Origin of the sequence: Parabacteroides sp. AT13 (assembly GCF_002272965.1) — a bacterium.
GTDB classification, from domain to species: Bacteria; Bacteroidota; Bacteroidia; order Bacteroidales; family Tannerellaceae; genus Parabacteroides; species Parabacteroides distasonis.
Map to the genome: position 1 here is coordinate 1,060,768 of NZ_NQMH01000002.1, position 15,197 is coordinate 1,075,964.

13 protein-coding genes and 1 pseudogene are annotated in these 15,197 nt (G+C 46.1%); 9 read left to right on the forward strand and 5 right to left on the reverse strand.

All coding sequences use genetic code 11. The features are described from left to right. Window position 1: 1 nt before the first annotated feature. The gene (locus CI959_RS18795; protein WP_009275082.1) at window positions 2–688 is read left to right on the forward strand and encodes a TrkA family potassium uptake protein; all 687 of its coding nucleotides are present in this window, start codon (window positions 2–4) and stop codon (window positions 686–688) included. Window positions 689–757: 69 nt separating this feature from the next. On the opposite strand, the gene CI959_RS18800 is transcribed toward CI959_RS18795, so the two are convergent. Together CI959_RS18800 and CI959_RS18805 are read right to left on the reverse strand one after the other, a co-directional pair. Continuing rightward, window positions 758–1,639, reverse strand: coding sequence for an aldose 1-epimerase family protein (locus tag CI959_RS18800; protein ID WP_005857465.1), 882 nt, complete (start codon window positions 1,637–1,639; stop codon window positions 758–760). Window positions 1,640–1,642: 3 nt separating this feature from the next. Then, entirely contained in the window at window positions 1,643–2,422 is a 780-nt protein-coding gene (locus CI959_RS18805; protein WP_057316952.1) for a hypothetical protein, read from the reverse strand. Window positions 2,423–2,658: 236 nt separating this feature from the next. On the opposite strand from CI959_RS18805, the gene CI959_RS18810 reads away from it, so the two are divergent. From CI959_RS18810 to CI959_RS18825, 4 genes are read left to right on the forward strand one after another with little or no spacing between them, the layout of a single operon-like run. Continuing rightward, complete coding sequence (locus tag CI959_RS18810) at window positions 2,659–3,591, forward strand: DUF362 domain-containing protein (RefSeq protein WP_005862822.1); 933 nt, start codon at window positions 2,659–2,661, stop codon at window positions 3,589–3,591. Window positions 3,592–3,597: 6 nt separating this feature from the next. Further along, window positions 3,598–5,196: a 4Fe-4S dicluster domain-containing protein gene (locus CI959_RS18815; protein ID WP_057316951.1), complete on the forward strand. Its 1,599-nt coding sequence runs from the start codon at window positions 3,598–3,600 to the stop codon at window positions 5,194–5,196. A gap of 36 nt (window positions 5,197–5,232) precedes the next feature. Next, window positions 5,233–6,363 (forward strand): tRNA guanosine(34) transglycosylase Tgt, encoded by a 1,131-nt coding sequence (gene tgt / locus CI959_RS18820; RefSeq protein ID WP_057316950.1) that lies wholly within the window; start codon window positions 5,233–5,235, stop codon window positions 6,361–6,363. 12 nt (window positions 6,364–6,375) lie between these two features. Then, complete coding sequence (locus CI959_RS18825) at window positions 6,376–7,461, forward strand: LptF/LptG family permease (protein WP_005857475.1); 1,086 nt, start codon at window positions 6,376–6,378, stop codon at window positions 7,459–7,461. Window positions 7,462–7,551: 90 nt separating this feature from the next. Here the strand turns inward: CI959_RS18825 and CI959_RS18830 are convergent, their stop codons facing one another. Then, window positions 7,552–8,556 carry a DUF4925 domain-containing protein gene (locus CI959_RS18830; RefSeq protein ID WP_057316949.1) on the reverse strand — a complete coding sequence of 335 codons (1,005 nt, stop codon included), beginning with the start codon at window positions 8,554–8,556 and terminating at the stop codon, window positions 7,552–7,554. A gap of 206 nt (window positions 8,557–8,762) precedes the next feature. On the opposite strand from CI959_RS18830, the gene CI959_RS18835 reads away from it, so the two are divergent. Next, window positions 8,763–9,152 carry a putative quinol monooxygenase gene (locus tag CI959_RS18835; RefSeq protein ID WP_009275077.1) on the forward strand — a complete coding sequence of 130 codons (390 nt, stop codon included), beginning with the start codon at window positions 8,763–8,765 and terminating at the stop codon, window positions 9,150–9,152. Between the two features lie 73 nt (window positions 9,153–9,225). Here CI959_RS18835 and CI959_RS18840 read toward each other — a convergent pair whose 3' ends face one another. Further along, entirely contained in the window at window positions 9,226–10,551 is a 1,326-nt protein-coding gene (locus CI959_RS18840; RefSeq protein WP_005857480.1) for a PhoH family protein, read from the reverse strand. Between the two features lie 167 nt (window positions 10,552–10,718). Between CI959_RS18840 and CI959_RS18845 the strand changes: the two genes are divergently transcribed. Beyond that, window positions 10,719–11,330 carry a MarC family protein gene (locus CI959_RS18845; RefSeq protein WP_005857556.1) on the forward strand — a complete coding sequence of 204 codons (612 nt, stop codon included), beginning with the start codon at window positions 10,719–10,721 and terminating at the stop codon, window positions 11,328–11,330. A 76-nt stretch (window positions 11,331–11,406) separates the two neighbouring features. Here the strand turns inward: CI959_RS18845 and CI959_RS18850 are convergent, their stop codons facing one another. Then, entirely contained in the window at window positions 11,407–13,773 is a 2,367-nt protein-coding gene (locus tag CI959_RS18850; protein ID WP_008779743.1) for an outer membrane beta-barrel family protein, read from the reverse strand. Window positions 13,774–13,956: 183 nt separating this feature from the next. Here CI959_RS18850 and CI959_RS22140 point away from each other — a divergent pair. After that, a pseudogene (locus CI959_RS22140) lies at window positions 13,957–14,037 on the forward strand (cysteine hydrolase); the annotation flags it as partial. Window positions 14,038–14,121: 84 nt separating this feature from the next. After that, complete coding sequence (locus CI959_RS18855) at window positions 14,122–15,108, forward strand: linear amide C-N hydrolase (protein WP_005857563.1); 987 nt, start codon at window positions 14,122–14,124, stop codon at window positions 15,106–15,108. Window positions 15,109–15,197: the final 89 nt, after the last annotated feature.

Here is a 15,197-nt window from a genome sequence, read left to right on the forward strand (position 1 = left end):
CATGAAATATTTAGTAATCGGATTAGGGAATTTAGGACGTGCGATAGCGAAAGACTTGACACGTGTCGGCAATGAGGTGATCGGCGTAGACATGGATCTGCATCGTGTCGATATGCTGAAGAACGACATAGCGGGGGCGGTCGCCTTGGACTCTACGGACAAAGAGGCATTGAGCACCCTGCCATTGAGTGAAATGGATGCCATTATCGTAACATTCGGTAAGGATTTCGGGACTTCCGTTCAGACCGTCGCTTTATTGAAAAGTCTGGATGCGGGCAAACTGATCGTGCGGGCGATCTCCTCGATCCATGAGACGGTGATCCGTGCGATCGGGGTAAGCGAGATTATTACCCCGGAAAAGGATTTCTCTACGATGTACACCTCCCAAGCGTCTTTAGGCGGCCTGTTCCGGCATTGGTATAAAGTAACCGACACTGAACATCTCTATAAGATCAAGACACCGGCCACTCTTGTCGGGCAAACCATCAAGAACATCGATTTCGAGGAGAATTTCGGCATCCATCTGGTAGCGATCGAACGTCCTTACGAGAAAAAGAACCTGATCGGGCTCACACAGACAGAATACAAGGTTATCAGCCGTATCACCGAGGAATTGATGATCGAGGCGGATGATCTGCTGATCTTATTCGGGAAGATGGAGCTATTGAATAAAATAGCCAACATCTAAAACAAAACATAGGCAGACGATCACGATATAATCAGCGTCGTCTGCCTACGGCAAATATCAACGAAGCGATCAAGCCCCCGCTATCTCTATCGTATAGGAGGCATCGAAGAGCTCTCCCGGTTCCAAATGCCATACCCAATCCCGGTCTTTATACTCACCCGTATAATCCACCCGGTCGCAACGTCCATACCAAGGTTCGATACAGACAAACGGAGCGTTTCTCGTAGGCGGAGACCATAAACCGACCACCGGAGCCGTAAAGGTGAGCGAAAGGTACGGGCGTTTCTCCACATCCAATAAGTCCACCCGCTTAATCTGGCTGTCCTCCAAGATAAACGTATCGATATCGAACGTATGGATATTCAACGGCAGCAAGCCGTCCGCATCCAAAGGTACCGGACGAACCACATCCCCTACGCACCCTTTCTCCACCAGCGCACGGTATACGAGATCTTTTTTCACATCGAAAGCGAAATACCCTCGATCCGGTTGATCCACCTCATAATTCGGGTACAGGAAAGCCGGATGAGCGCCGATCTGGAAATGCATCGTCTTATCTCCCGTATTCTTCACACGCCAAAGCACCTCCACCTTATTGCCCTCCAAACGATACCCGATCTCCAGAAGGAAAGGGAACGGATAGGCTCTCAGCGTGTCCGGGGTACTTTCCAGCGCGAAACGCAACTCGTTCTCCGCCTCATCGATCAACGTAAAATCCATATCCCGCGCAAAGCCGTGCTGCGACAGCGGATACACGGTTCCCTCGTTCCGATACTCGGCCTTCCATACGCTCCCGACGATCGGGAACAATACTGGGGAATGACGTTTCCAGAAAGCGGGGTCCGCTTGCCAAAGATACTCCTTTCCCGTAGCATTCGCTACGATACTACTCAACTCCGCTCCATGTTCGGAGACACGGATCGTTAGTTCTTGATTTGATACTGTCTTCATTCCTTATGATAAGTTTAGTAATTGTTCGGCGGGAAGTCCCTTGCTTTTCAAGAAACCGTTCAAAGTCCCGAATAATAAGGGCTGTCGCCGGAAATCTTCCAGATAAACCCGTTTCAGGCAGTCTACCGGCATCGATATCGGAACGTATGGGATCAAGTTTCCATGCTCATAACGATAGAGCACCTCATCCGTAGCTTGCAGCGAGGCCAACCGCCATTCCTTATCCCCCACCGAGGAAGGCTGCTTCACCTCCAGACAGGCGTTACACAGCATCGAGAAAAAGCGGGAATCAGGCGTAAAGCCCGTGTGCTCCTCATCAAAAAAGAAGGTATCGTATTCCTTTTCCAATTGTGCCGTAAAATGGTTCAAGATAGGCTCCCTCTCATATTTACAAGACAACAGGGAATAATTCTCGAACAGGCAAAGCTCGCCCAACGACTGATAGTCCAGCTCAAGGAGCAGAGAAGGCTCGGCAGACCGGGCCGGCTCACCGGGTTTCTCATACAAAGGGATCACGTACATGCCTATCTCCGGCCCCACCAGCATCCGGCTGTCCTGCCTGAAAAAGGGCATCGCTTTCTTGCTCTTTTCCACAGGTATCCCTTTGCATTCCTCATACAAACCGATAGACTCCCTAAGCAAGGAAAGCCCATACTCGATCTCCTCTTGCGGCACGATATGCATCAACCCCTTCGCCGGAAGCGTGAAAAAGGAATCAGGCCCCGAGGTAGTCCGAAAGCTTTCGACAAAAGCGTTCATTGATACTCTACAATATAAAACCATACAATCTATTTTTTGCCTCGCAAGGTAGAAAAATATTATCAGAACCGATATGCCTTCCGACAAGAATTTATCTTATTACGCAAGATCACTGCAACCCGGGTTGCAGTAAAAAGCAGTTCTACTTTGTAAAAGGAGTTGACTCGCATATCAAAATAATCATTATCTTTGTTCGGAATAACAAGCGAGTAAAAAAGACCGTACCGTAAATCAAGTATAAACCAATATAGTATACAATTATGAAACGTCGTGATTTTTTAAAGACCAGTGTCATCGCTAGCGCGGCTCTATCCTTAAATTTTGAAGGTCTGCAAGCGGCCCTTTCCACGAACACCGTAGCCGTAGAGAAGGCTCCCGATATGGTAGCCGTTATGGGTGGAGAGCCGGAGGTGATGCTAGATAAAGCCTTGGAAGCCCTTGGCGGTATCGGAAACTTCGTAAAGAAAGGACAAAAGATCGTGATCAAGCCGAATATCGGTTGGGACCGCTCTCCTGAATTGGCCGGTAATACGAACCCCAAATTAGTGAAAGCCTTGGTCAAGAAATGCTTGGAGGCCGGCGCCTCTAAAGTGACCGTATTCGACCACACCTGCGATAACTGGCAGAAATGCTACGAGACGAGCGGGATCGCCGAGGCCGTAAAAGAGGCCGGAGGTATCATCATGCCCGCCAACGACGAGAAATATTTCAAGGAAGTATCCATCCCGGGTGGCGTGAACCTGAAAAGCGCCAAGATCCATGAGGCCCTGATCGAGGCGGACGCATGGATCAACGTCCCCGTATTGAAGAACCATGGTGGGGCGAAGATGACTTGCGCCATGAAGAACTATATGGGAATCGTATGGGATCGCCGTTTCTTCCATCAAAATGATTTGCAACAATGCATCGCCGATATTTGCACTTGGCAAAAGAAACCGGTATTGAACATCGTGGACGCTTATCGTATCATGCACCAAAACGGCCCGCAAGGAAAGAGCGCGGCCGATGTGGCTACCTTGAAATCCTTGATCGCCTCCACCAATATCGTCGCTATCGACACGGCCGCCCTTCGCCTGTTCAACCAAGTGAAGAAGCTGGATATGGCTGCCGTAGGTCATATCGGTAAAGGCGAGGCTTTAAAGCTGGGTACGACAAATCTGGATAATGTGACGATCAAACGTATTAAGATATAATCGAGGATGAAGAAGCCTAATTACTTAAAAGGATTGCGGGTCGTACTCGCGATCCTCATTTTCGTACCCATACTTTTATTCTTCGTTGATTTCGCCGATGTATTGCCGGACAACCTGCACACGTTGTTGCATCTCCAGATCATGCCCGCTATTTTAGGGGGAATGGCGGGGTTGGTAGTCTTCCAATTCGTATTGGCTTTATTGCTCGGCCGGATCTATTGCTCGGTTATTTGCCCGGCGGGCGTATTGCAAGATATTATCAACCGGGTTTTCTGTATCGGAAAGAAGAAAAAGAAAGGAGTACGCAGGTTCAGCTATCATAAGCCCATGAATATCTTACGGTACTCTATTCTCGGGCTTACATTCGTACTGGCTGTTTTCGGGATGATCGAATTATGTACGTTGCTAGATCCGTACAGTAACTTCGGCCGTATAGCGAGCAACCTGTCCCGTCCGGTCGTCATGTGGGTCAATAACCTGCTGGCCGACGGATTGGCACGGATGGATAACTATACGCTTTATCACGTCACGATCAGCAACGTGACGGTATTCGGCGTGATATCCGCTTTGGTTGCGCTACTCGTATTCATCATCATGGTCGTATTCCGGGGAAGGTTGTTCTGCAATACGCTTTGCCCGGTAGGAACGCTGTTGAGCCTGATCTCCCGGTATTCGTTTTTCCGGATCTCCTTTGACAAAGAAGCCTGTACGCATTGTGGTAATTGCGAGCATACTTGTAAGGCGGAGGCGATCGACAGCAAGAACCTCACCGTAGATACCTCCCGTTGCGTAGATTGCTTCAACTGCGTGTCCTCGTGCGCTAAAGGAGGATTGCAATATCGTTTCAAGCCTTCCTTCAAGAAAGAAGCCGAAACAGCTCGCGTACAAACAGACGTGATCCAACAGGCTACCGCTCCGAACAGCCGCCGTACATTTCTCTCGGCAGGGGCTACCGTCGCAGTCTCCCTCCCGATCGTATCCTCCATTGCCCAAGGAATGGAAAAAGGGCATGGCAAAGGGCAGCACGGGCAAGGTAAGCACGGCAAGAAATGGCCCCCTATCGTACCGCCGGGAGCAATCAGCTTAGAACGTTTCAAGGATGTATGTACCGGATGCCAGATTTGCGTGACCCAATGCCCGAGTCATGTACTACGTCCCACGGGATTGGAGTATGGCTTTGATTATATGTTGAAACCCCGTATCGCTTACATCGACAGTTATTGCAATTACGAATGCACGGTCTGCTCGGAGGTTTGCCCCACGCACGCTATAAAGCCGCTTACCAAGGAAGAGAAAGCGACTACACAAGTGGGCATCGCCACCTTCTTCATCAACCGCTGTATCGTAAAGACGGAGGGGACGGACTGCGGGGCCTGCTCGGAGCACTGCCCTACCCAAGCCGTGCATATGGTTCCTTACGAGGGCACGCTGACCATCCCGCAAGTAAACCCCGATCTTTGCATCGGTTGTGGCGGCTGCGAATCGATCTGTCCCGTACGCCCGATGAGAGCGATCATCATCAAGGCGAACGAAGTACACAAGTTCGTGGAGAAGCCTAAAGAGGAAGAGGTGAAAAAGGTAGAAATAGATGACTTCGGATTCTAAGAGAAAAATGCTACCTTTGTCACAAATTTTTGATACATGACATTTGAATTACAGTATAACGATACGAAATCGAACGCTAGGGCGGGCTTGATTACCACCGATCACGGGGTAATCGAGACGCCTATTTTTATGCCCGTGGGTACGCAAGGTACGGTAAAGGGTGTACATATGACCGAGCTAAAGGAAGATACCAAGGCACAAATCATTTTGGGGAATACGTACCATCTGTATCTTCGTCCCGGTATCCATATCTTGGAGCAGGCCGGAGGCTTGCATAAGTTTAATACATGGGATCGCCCGATATTGACCGATAGCGGGGGGTTTCAGGTATTCTCTCTTTCCGGCAATCGTAAGCTGCATGAAGAGGGAGCCGAGTTCCGCTCGCATCTCGACGGCTCCAAGCATATGTTCACGCCGGAGAAGGTGATGGATATCGAACGCTCTATCGGTGCGGATATCATCATGGCCTTCGATGAGTGTTGCCCGGGAGATGCCGACTACAATTACGCCAAGCAATCACTGGGCCTGACCGAGCGTTGGCTGGATCGTTGTTTCGCCCGCTTCAACAGCACGGAGCCGAAATACGGCTACCGGCAAAGTCTCTTCCCGATCGTACAGGGATGCGTCTATACGGACTTGCGGCAGAGGGCGGCGGAGAACGTGGCCCGAAAAGGCGCCGATGGAAACGCTATCGGGGGACTGGCCGTTGGCGAGCCTACCGATAAGATGTATGAGATGATCGAGGTCGTAAACGATATCTTACCGAAAGATAAACCTCGTTACTTGATGGGCGTAGGTACCCCGATCAATTTACTGGAAGGGATCGAACGAGGCATCGATATGTTCGACTGTATCATGCCAACCCGCAACGGGCGCAACGGCCAACTTTTCACGCGTTTCGGTACTATCAATATGCGTAACAAGAAATGGGAGAACGATTTCTCGCCGGTCGATCCGGACGGACATTCCTACGTGGATACCTTATATAGCAAGGCTTATCTGCACCACTTGATCAAGGCGAAAGAAATGCTTGGCTTACAGATCGCTTCTATCCATAACCTCGCCTTCTACCTATGGTTGGTGAAAGAAGCGAGGGCACATATCATCGCTGGCGATTTTACTACATGGAAAAGTGGTATGGTCCGTCAATTAGCGAACCGGTTATAAAAAACGAGACAGATGAAATTTAAACTAAAACGGATCGATTGGTATATCATCAAGCAGTTTCTGGGCACGTACGTGTTCGCTATCGCCTTGATTATCTCTATCTCCGTCGTTTTCGATATAAACGAGAAGATCGATAAGTTCTTGAATCCGGATGTCCCCTTAAAAGCGATCATCGTGGATTATTACTTGAACTTTATCCCCTATTTCGCCAATTTGTTCAGTCCGTTGTTCACATTTATCGCCGTGATCTTTTTCACGTCGAAGCTAGCGGATCGTTCGGAGATCATAGCGATGCTTGCCAGCGGTATGAGTTTCCGTAGGTTAATGCTTCCTTATGCGGTCTCGGCTACGATTATCGCTATCGTGACGTTTATCCTGAACGCTTACATCATTCCCCCGGCGAATGAGACTCGTATCGATTTCCAGAACAAATATATCCGTAACAAGAAGGTGGATTACGTGAAGAACGCCCAATTGGAGATCGAGCCGGGTGTTATCGCTTATTTCGATAGCTATGACGCTCGCTCGAACATGGGATACCGTTTCTCTCTGGAGCATTTCGAGGATAAAAAATTGATCTCCCGTCTGACCGCCAAGTCGATCAAATACGACTCGCTTTATCAATGGACCGTTATCGATTATATGATCCGTGATTTCGATGGCATGCGGGAACATATTTCCCAAGGCTCCCGTAAGGATACGACCTTGACCATCGTGCCCTCGGACTTCCTGATTTCCGTGAATGATTGCGAGACGATGACAACGCCCGAGCTAAATACGTATATCAACCGGCAGAAAAAAAGAGGTATCGGGAATATACAGACCTTCCAGATCGAGTATCATAAGCGCTTCGCCACGATCATGGCGGCGTTTATCTTGACTTCTATCGGAGCGTCGTTGTCTTCCCGGAAAATAAAGGGAGGTATGGGTATGAATATTGGTATCGGATTGGCGTTGAGTTTTTCTTACATCCTGTTTATGACGGTTACTTCCACCTTCGCTATTAATGGTTATGTGAGTCCTGCCGTAGCGGCCTGGATACCGAATATAGTTTATACATTTATAGCGATATTCTTATATCAGAAAGCACCAAGGTAATTGATTAGCCCCATGTTGGTATAACCCTGCCAAATTTCATCCAGTTGTAGAGACGAGGCACGCCCCGTCTTTACAACCTAGGATTTTCAATTATTTCGTGAAATTAAGTCCAAACTCTAACGTTTTTGCGTTCGGGAGTAATTGCAATACCATATCTACCATTTGCTGATAATTCTCCGGAACCATCGGTTTCAAGATAGGAGCTATCATGGTCAAAACCGGTACAATTAAATCCTTATCCGCATAAAAAGTAGCCTCACTTCCATCCACCTTCATGTTAAGAGGTAGACCATAATAACCTCCTAAATCAACCAAAAGCTTCATGATCTCGTCAATAGAGATACCAGCGGCCTCCAATTTGTCACCAGCAGCCTGTTGTAATAAAGTAGTCAAGACTGTCACATAATTTTTATCCACAACCACCATAAATTTCCCGTCTACCACACAATATTGGATACTTGCCATTTTTGTGATCTCACCGATTCCTTTATCCTCAGAAGCCCCTATAGGTCTCCAAGAAACATCGAAGATTCCATCTTCCGGTAAGTTAACATTTACAGCACTTACTTTGCCCCAAATCAAGTTACCGATAGCAGGTTTTATCATAGGCACGAGATTATCGATAGTAGAATTCCCGGTAACTATATTCGCATAAATAGCTCCCGCACCCGCTTTCAAGCTCCAATTACCTACGATAGAAGAAGTTAATTTACGAGTATAAACAACAGAAGCTACGCCCCCTTTCACCGTACCATTTACTGATACCACGCAATCGCCAACCGTACTCTCGCCGGTAAACGTATAAGTGCCGTCCGCTTCCTTCAACGCGGCATCGATAACGACCGACTTATTTTCGGGGATGATATTGTTCAAGGTTACGGATGCCTTCTCCGCAGAAGAAGCGGCAATCACGACCGATTTACCGTCAACAGGGATTGTCACTTCTCCCATTACCAGATTTACGCTCTTACCCTCGTACGTTTTCGACAGATCTTGCCAGTTACCGGAAGAACTTGAATCGTCATCATCACCACATGCCGTAAAAAAACCCATCGTGCAAATCACGGCAAATACATACAACAAACTCTTTCTCATGACTCTTGTTTTAAATTTAACATAAATAGCTATTAATATTATCACAAATATATCCATTCCAACTTCCACTAACAACAATAATTTAATATCAGATGTTCGATTCCTGTGTTTAGATCAAAATAATATCAATCTCTCACAAACAAAGCCTCCATATTCTCCCAGCATTTACTACTTTTGTCGTATCAAATACTTAAAAACAATCTATCATGAAGAAAGTGTTTATCTCAATGACCTGCGTATTAATCGCTCTATCCGGTTGCACGAATGGAGGAAGCAATAAAGAATCCATGGAAGTCGTACTGAATATCAAACGGAAAGTAAAACCCGAATGTGTCTCCGCCTTAAAGGAATCATTCTTGAAATGCAAGGAAAGCACGTTGCTAGAACCGGGATGTATCGACTATGGCATGTACCAGTCCCTCACCGATAGCACCGAATTCTTTATCGCCGAGACTTGGAAAAACGACGGGGAATTACAAAAGCACGGCGAAACCGCCCATCTTAAACAACATCTGAATGAGATCAAAGATATGGGAGATCCTTCCTATAAAGGTAGTTTCCGGAAGATTTATGTCTGCCCGAGTGTAAACGATTAATCGTTAAGAATTGAAGATTGAAAATAAACGCTTCGTGAAGCTTGATTTTTAATCTTCAATTCCCTATATTTAATTACAAAAGATCTGACGCCAATTCAGATAACTCGCTTCGCTCGCCTTTTATCAAGTTGATATGGGCGAACAAGTCCTGTCCTTTCATCTTGTCGATCATATAGGCCAAGCCATTACTTTGGGCGTCTAGATACGGGGAGTCAATCTGTTGGATATCTCCCGTGAAGACCATCTTCGTTCCCTCTCCCGCACGGGTGATAATCGTCTTGATCTCATGCGGCGTGAGGTTCTGGGCCTCATCGATGATACAATAAGTCTCGGACAAGCTACGCCCCCGGATAAAGGCCAACGCCTCGATCACCAACTGGTTGTTCTTCTGCATATCGTCGATCTTACGGACATCGGGATTACCCGGGGCAAACTGAGTCTTGATCACGTTCAGGTTATCGAATAGAGGTTGCATATAAGGAGCGACCTTTTGCTTCTCGTCACCCGGAAGGAAACCGAGATCCTTATTCGCCAAAGCGACGATCGGACGGGCCAAAAGTATCTGTTTATACGTGCCGGCTTGTTTCAAGGCAGAGGCCAACGCCAACAACGTCTTTCCGGTACCGGCCTTTCCGGTCAACCCCACCAGCTTGATATTCGGATCGTTCAACACCTCGAAAGCGAAACTCTGCTCGGCATTACGGGGCTGGATACCAAAGTTCGTGCCTTTATCCACCTTCTTGATCTTATCCGTAAACGGATTGTAGCGAGCCAATACACTATTACGTACGCTTTTCAAGATAAAGCATTCGTTCGGGTCGAGCTTAGACTTGATATCCAACGAATCTGCGTCCACGCCTTCCGGAGAGCTGTAGATCTTGTCGATCAAATCGGGGTCTATATTCTCATAGGTCTCTTGCGCACGCTCGAAAATATCTACATTCACGACCTTATCCGTGATATAATCCTCAACGGGAATACCCAAAGAACGAGCCTTCATACGAAGGTTCACATCCTTGCTGACCAAGGTTGTCTTGATCTTCGGATTCTTCTCGGCGATCGTCAACGCACAAGACAAGATACGGTGATCTGGAGTTTTATCCGGAAAAGAATGCGCTATTTTCTCCTGGTACTTATCACCGGTCACGATATAGAGTGTACCTTTTCCCGGTCCTAGTGAGGCGCCTTTCAAGAACAGGTCATTACTGGTCAATAAGTCTAGCTCCCGAACAAACTCACGGGCATTATAATTGATCTGCTCACTCCCCTTCTTGAACTTGTCCAACTCTTCTAATACCACGATGGGTAGATAGATATCATTTTCCTGAAAGTTCTCGATGCACTTATAGTCATGTAATATGACATTCGTGTCCAACACAAAATTCTTCTTTGCTCCCATGGCCTTTCGATTTAATGATTATTGCTTCTAATATAAGAACAATTCTGACACGTTGATAGTTCAGGCCTGCTAAAATTAGTTACACACACCAATAATTTCGTCATATTGACCAATTCAAAGAAAATATGTATCTTTACGAGGATTAAAAAACACAGGAGGATAACATCATGTTCACAAATTTCAATTTCCAGCAAATACTTAGCGCCTTTATCGTATTATTCGCTGTTATCGATATAATCGGAGCTATTCCCATCATCATAGACCTAAAGGATAAAGGCAAGGATGTCAATGCGTTGAAGGCAACCCTAATCTCTTTTCTATTGTTATTAGGGTTCTTCTACGCCGGGGATATATTGCTCAGGCTTTTCCATGTGGACATCGAGTCGTTTGCCGTGGCCGGCGCTTTTGTGATCTTCCTCCTATCTTTAGAGATGATTCTCGACATAGAGATTTTCAAGAATCAAGGGCCAATCAAGGAGGCTACGTTGGTGCCGCTGGTATTCCCGTTGCTAGCCGGAGCGGGATCGTTCACCACTTTATTATCGCTCCGTGCGGAATATGCCAGCGTGAATATTATCGTGGCGTTAATATTGAATATGCTATGGGTATATTTCGTGGTTCGTATGACACGGAAGGTGGAAAGGGTTTTAGGAAAAGGCGGTATTTACTTGATCCGTAAATTCTTCGGTATCATTTTATTGGCGATATCCGTAAAATTATTCATGAGCAATATCACCCTGCTAATGGAACAGATAGAAGCGAGTACGAAAGCAATATAGGATTTCCTTTAAAAGAGCATCCAGTTTCATCCTATTGAAACAAAGAGTTCATTAGGATGAAACTACAAGGCATCTATTATTTTCCGAAACGAGATGTGTCTATCGAATCATGTTCCTTCTCCTTGTAACCACCAAACTTCCAGACAAAAGATAATTTCAGACATCTCTCATCATTCAATTTCCTCATCCGGCTCCATTGATTGCCTTGGTTTATCTTGATGGTACGTGGAATGCTGCTGGCGAAAATATCGTCTCCTTTAAGTGTCAAGCTGGCACGGTCATTCAAGAAAGTCCATTTTAATCCAGCGGATATCTCATACATGGAACCCAAGTCGTATATACCTTGGATAGCACCGGGAGTCACGTATTGGCCGTCTATCGTCATTTTTAAATTCGGTTTATCACATAGGTTAAATGTGTTACTCATATGCGCTAATCCTAGATAAGCCTCACGGTTATATGAGATGCCGTGGAAGTTATCATTCTTTTCTTGCATCCTCCAACCTCGCAGTGTGATGCGGCTATTCCAAAAACGACCCACATTAAAAGGAATGATCACCGCCAATCCCGTTTCCAGACTATAATCCATATTCTCGAAACGAAAAACGGTCTTCAGTTCCGTATCGCTTTGATAAGGAAGTTGGGCGAAATAATCCGGCGTGTATTCACAGAACGCTACCAGCATATACTTTTGGCGGAAGATATAGACCATCTGCCCCTCATACGTGCGATAAGGTTTCAACAAGGGATTTCCCGCCACCTCCGAGTAAGAGTTTAGAGGCGTTACTTGCGGGGAGACTTGCCAATAACCGGGGTAGGTCTTATCGCTACTTATATCGAACTGTAAAATATGGCGGGGAGAAAACGTATAGCTCAGGGATACGGTAGGAAACAACGCCCCCTCATTCCATAGGTTCATATTTTCCCGGCTAGAGGTGTAGTCAGACTTAAAATACTCCCCTTTCAGCCCAACCGTAGCAGAGAAACGCTCTCCGAAGCTTTTCGATACCTCTGCGAAAATATCAGCGATGTATTCCTTTTGTGTATTATCCTCCAACGCTTCCTCGTCCATCTCATAGCCAGCACCTTGCTCATATAAATACTCCGAATAGTTTTTCGACGAGGCGTAACCTCCATGCACGCCGTAATTCAATCCCCACCCGGAAGCGAAACTATGTGTCTTATTTAGGAATACGGACCAGCGGGATACATCCTGTCTCGTATTATTTATCATATCAGTCCGGGAACCATTCGTATTCGTATCATGGTAATCAAGTACCGAGGGCGAATGATAACGAGTAAAATCCGCTCCTGCCGATATCCCGGCATGTCCGTCATACTGTAAACGTATATTATGGATAGCGGAGTGCCCGTCGTCACGGACCAAGCTCGTACTCTCACTTTTATTTTCCGGCTTCGACAGATCCAGATATGAGGTAAAGGCATCACGGTCCGATAAGACTTTATCTCCCTTCAGATAATATGCCAAAGAGAGTTTATCCTCATTCGCGAACGTATAATCCATTCCCAGACGAACCGTTCCTCTATTTACATGGACAAGGGCCCGATTATGTTGGCTTATTTCCGTCATACCACTATTTAATGTATGGCGGGCCAACATATCCTCCCCCATCACATCCCGTCTCTTATTACCATTCAACAGGAAATCTAAGCTAAAGCCCTTATTCGTATAAAGTAAATTCACATGCGCATCTCCCCCCGCATGGCGATATTGGGTGTAATCCACACCCGTTTCACCTTGCCAAGAAGGAGTCTCGGACTCATTCTTACTTAATACGACATTGAGTAACGCCCCCTTGACATTATATTTAGCTGGAGCGTTATACATCACCTCAGCCTTTTCGACCCTTGAGGCTGGCATAGTTTTCAGTAACTGGATTAATTGATCTGCCGACATTGTCGTCAACTGCCCATTCAAGATTATATTCAAACGACTGGCCCCTACCAGTTCCAGATTATCATTCCGCTCGATAAGCCCCGGTAAGTCCTTGATGATCTCAAAAGCGTTCGTGGCAGTCTTATCCTTCATCAGTTGAGGGATATCATAGGTCAGCTTGCCTCCCTCCAGTTTCACTTGCGGGCGTTCTCCCTTTACGGTAATCTCGGCTAACTGATAATCTTTCTCCTCCAGCACCACCGTACCTACGTTGGCGGTAGTTATCTTTTTCCCTATCGTATTATATAAGATGTGCTGGAAAATAAGTCGATACGACTGGTCTAGCGGATGATTCAATCGAAAATCCCCAAGCGTATCGGTAACCACGGCATCCACATATACAGAGTCAAGGGTCTGTAAAATCACCGCCACTCCATCTATCGGTTGTTCCTTGCCATCCATCACTTTTCCGGAAATACCTTGTGCCATAATCTCACCGAGACTCATCAGCAAGCATAAAATCATGTAGTAAATAGTACGTTTCATATCGGTTTGTTTTTATCATTTTTCGTTCATACAAAAGAAACGTATTCTTAAAAGAAACTATGTTACCACTCACTTACGAAGTCTTACCTTGTCTTATCAGGAATGTTATTTAGTCTTATCGCCAATTATCAAACCCAACAAAGAGGAACAAGATAATCTGGAAAACACCTTCAGAAAAGTAGTATGAATGGTATCCTTTGTGCTAAATCTCACCTAAGGGAATTGCAGGAAAAAGGTTTCGAGGCCGCCGTACTCTTTGATGCGAAAACGTAAACTGAACATTAAGAGGTTCTAACTGTTGATATATCAATCAAATATTTGAAGATAACCTATTAAAAGTTGAAAATCATGTGTACAAGAGTAGTTTATTCGGGAACAAACGGGATGGTAGCGACTGGTCGCACGATGGACTGGAAGACCGATATGCATAGTAACCTATGGGTGTTTCCTAGGGGGATGGAGAGAAACGGGGAGACAGGAAAGGATTCTTTAAAGTGGAAATCCAAATACGGCAGCATCATCACCTCCGCTTTCGAGATAGCCAGTACGGACGGAATGAACGAGAAAGGTTTGGTAGCTAATTTGCTCTGGTTACCCGAAGCCCAATATCCGGCCAGAGATAAGAATAAACCGGGCCTTGCCATAACGATATGGGTACAATATATGTTGGATAATTTCGCTACGGTGGAAGAAGCGGTCTCTTTTATCAACGAAGATACGTTTCAAGTAGTATCGGATAAGATGCCGGACGGTTCCCGCTTGGCGACCTTACATTTATCGATTTCCGACGCAACCGGTGATTGCGCTATCTTCGAATACATAGGAGGTAAACTGACCGTTTATCACAGTAAGGAATACAAGGTGATGACTAACTCCCCTACTTATAATAAACAGTTGGCTCTTTGTGAATATTGGAAATCGATCGGAGGGCTGAGTTTCCTTCCGGGTACCAACCGTGCATCCGACCGTTTTGCCAGAGCTAGTTTTTATATAGATGCCGTACTTAAGACGGACGATGAGAAGATAGCTATCGCCTGTGTATTCAGCGTGATCCGTAACGCCTCTGTCCCTTATGGCATATCGACTCCCGAGAGTCCGGAGATATCCACCACGCAATGGAGAACGGTATCCGAAAGCAAGAACCTGATTTATTTCTTTGAGTCGAGCCTGACCCCGAACACTTTCTGGGTACGACTGAGAGACATGGACTTATCGGAGGGTGCGCCGGTACTTAAACTATCCATCGCCAACGGTGAGACCTATCATGGCAACACTTCAAAAGACTTTAAGCCGGCGCAACCATTCAAGTTTATGGGTGTAAAGGATCTTATTTAGTCTTGGCTAACTATTTTTTGGGATAATATGTTCCATATTTCCTTTTACAACATTTGAGTTTCAATTAATATTTATATTTGACGTCAAAA

Coding starts and splice junctions, on each gene's coding strand:
- CI959_RS18795 (WP_009275082.1), top strand. CDS start 2: ATGAAATATTTAGTAATCGGATTAGGGAATTTAGGACGTGCGATAGCG.
- CI959_RS18800 (WP_005857465.1), bottom strand. CDS start 1,639: ATGAAGACAGTATCAAATCAAGAACTAACGATCCGTGTCTCCGAACAT.
- CI959_RS18805 (WP_057316952.1), bottom strand. CDS start 2,422: ATGGTTTTATATTGTAGAGTATCAATGAACGCTTTTGTCGAAAGCTTT.
- CI959_RS18810 (WP_005862822.1), top strand. CDS start 2,659: ATGAAACGTCGTGATTTTTTAAAGACCAGTGTCATCGCTAGCGCGGCT.
- CI959_RS18815 (WP_057316951.1), top strand. CDS start 3,598: ATGAAGAAGCCTAATTACTTAAAAGGATTGCGGGTCGTACTCGCGATC.
- tgt (WP_057316950.1), top strand. CDS start 5,233: ATGACATTTGAATTACAGTATAACGATACGAAATCGAACGCTAGGGCG.
- CI959_RS18825 (WP_005857475.1), top strand. CDS start 6,376: ATGAAATTTAAACTAAAACGGATCGATTGGTATATCATCAAGCAGTTT.
- CI959_RS18830 (WP_057316949.1), bottom strand. CDS start 8,556: ATGAGAAAGAGTTTGTTGTATGTATTTGCCGTGATTTGCACGATGGGT.
- CI959_RS18835 (WP_009275077.1), top strand. CDS start 8,763: ATGAAGAAAGTGTTTATCTCAATGACCTGCGTATTAATCGCTCTATCC.
- CI959_RS18840 (WP_005857480.1), bottom strand. CDS start 10,551: ATGGGAGCAAAGAAGAATTTTGTGTTGGACACGAATGTCATATTACAT.
- CI959_RS18845 (WP_005857556.1), top strand. CDS start 10,719: ATGTTCACAAATTTCAATTTCCAGCAAATACTTAGCGCCTTTATCGTA.
- CI959_RS18850 (WP_008779743.1), bottom strand. CDS start 13,773: ATGAAACGTACTATTTACTACATGATTTTATGCTTGCTGATGAGTCTC.
- CI959_RS18855 (WP_005857563.1), top strand. CDS start 14,122: ATGTGTACAAGAGTAGTTTATTCGGGAACAAACGGGATGGTAGCGACT.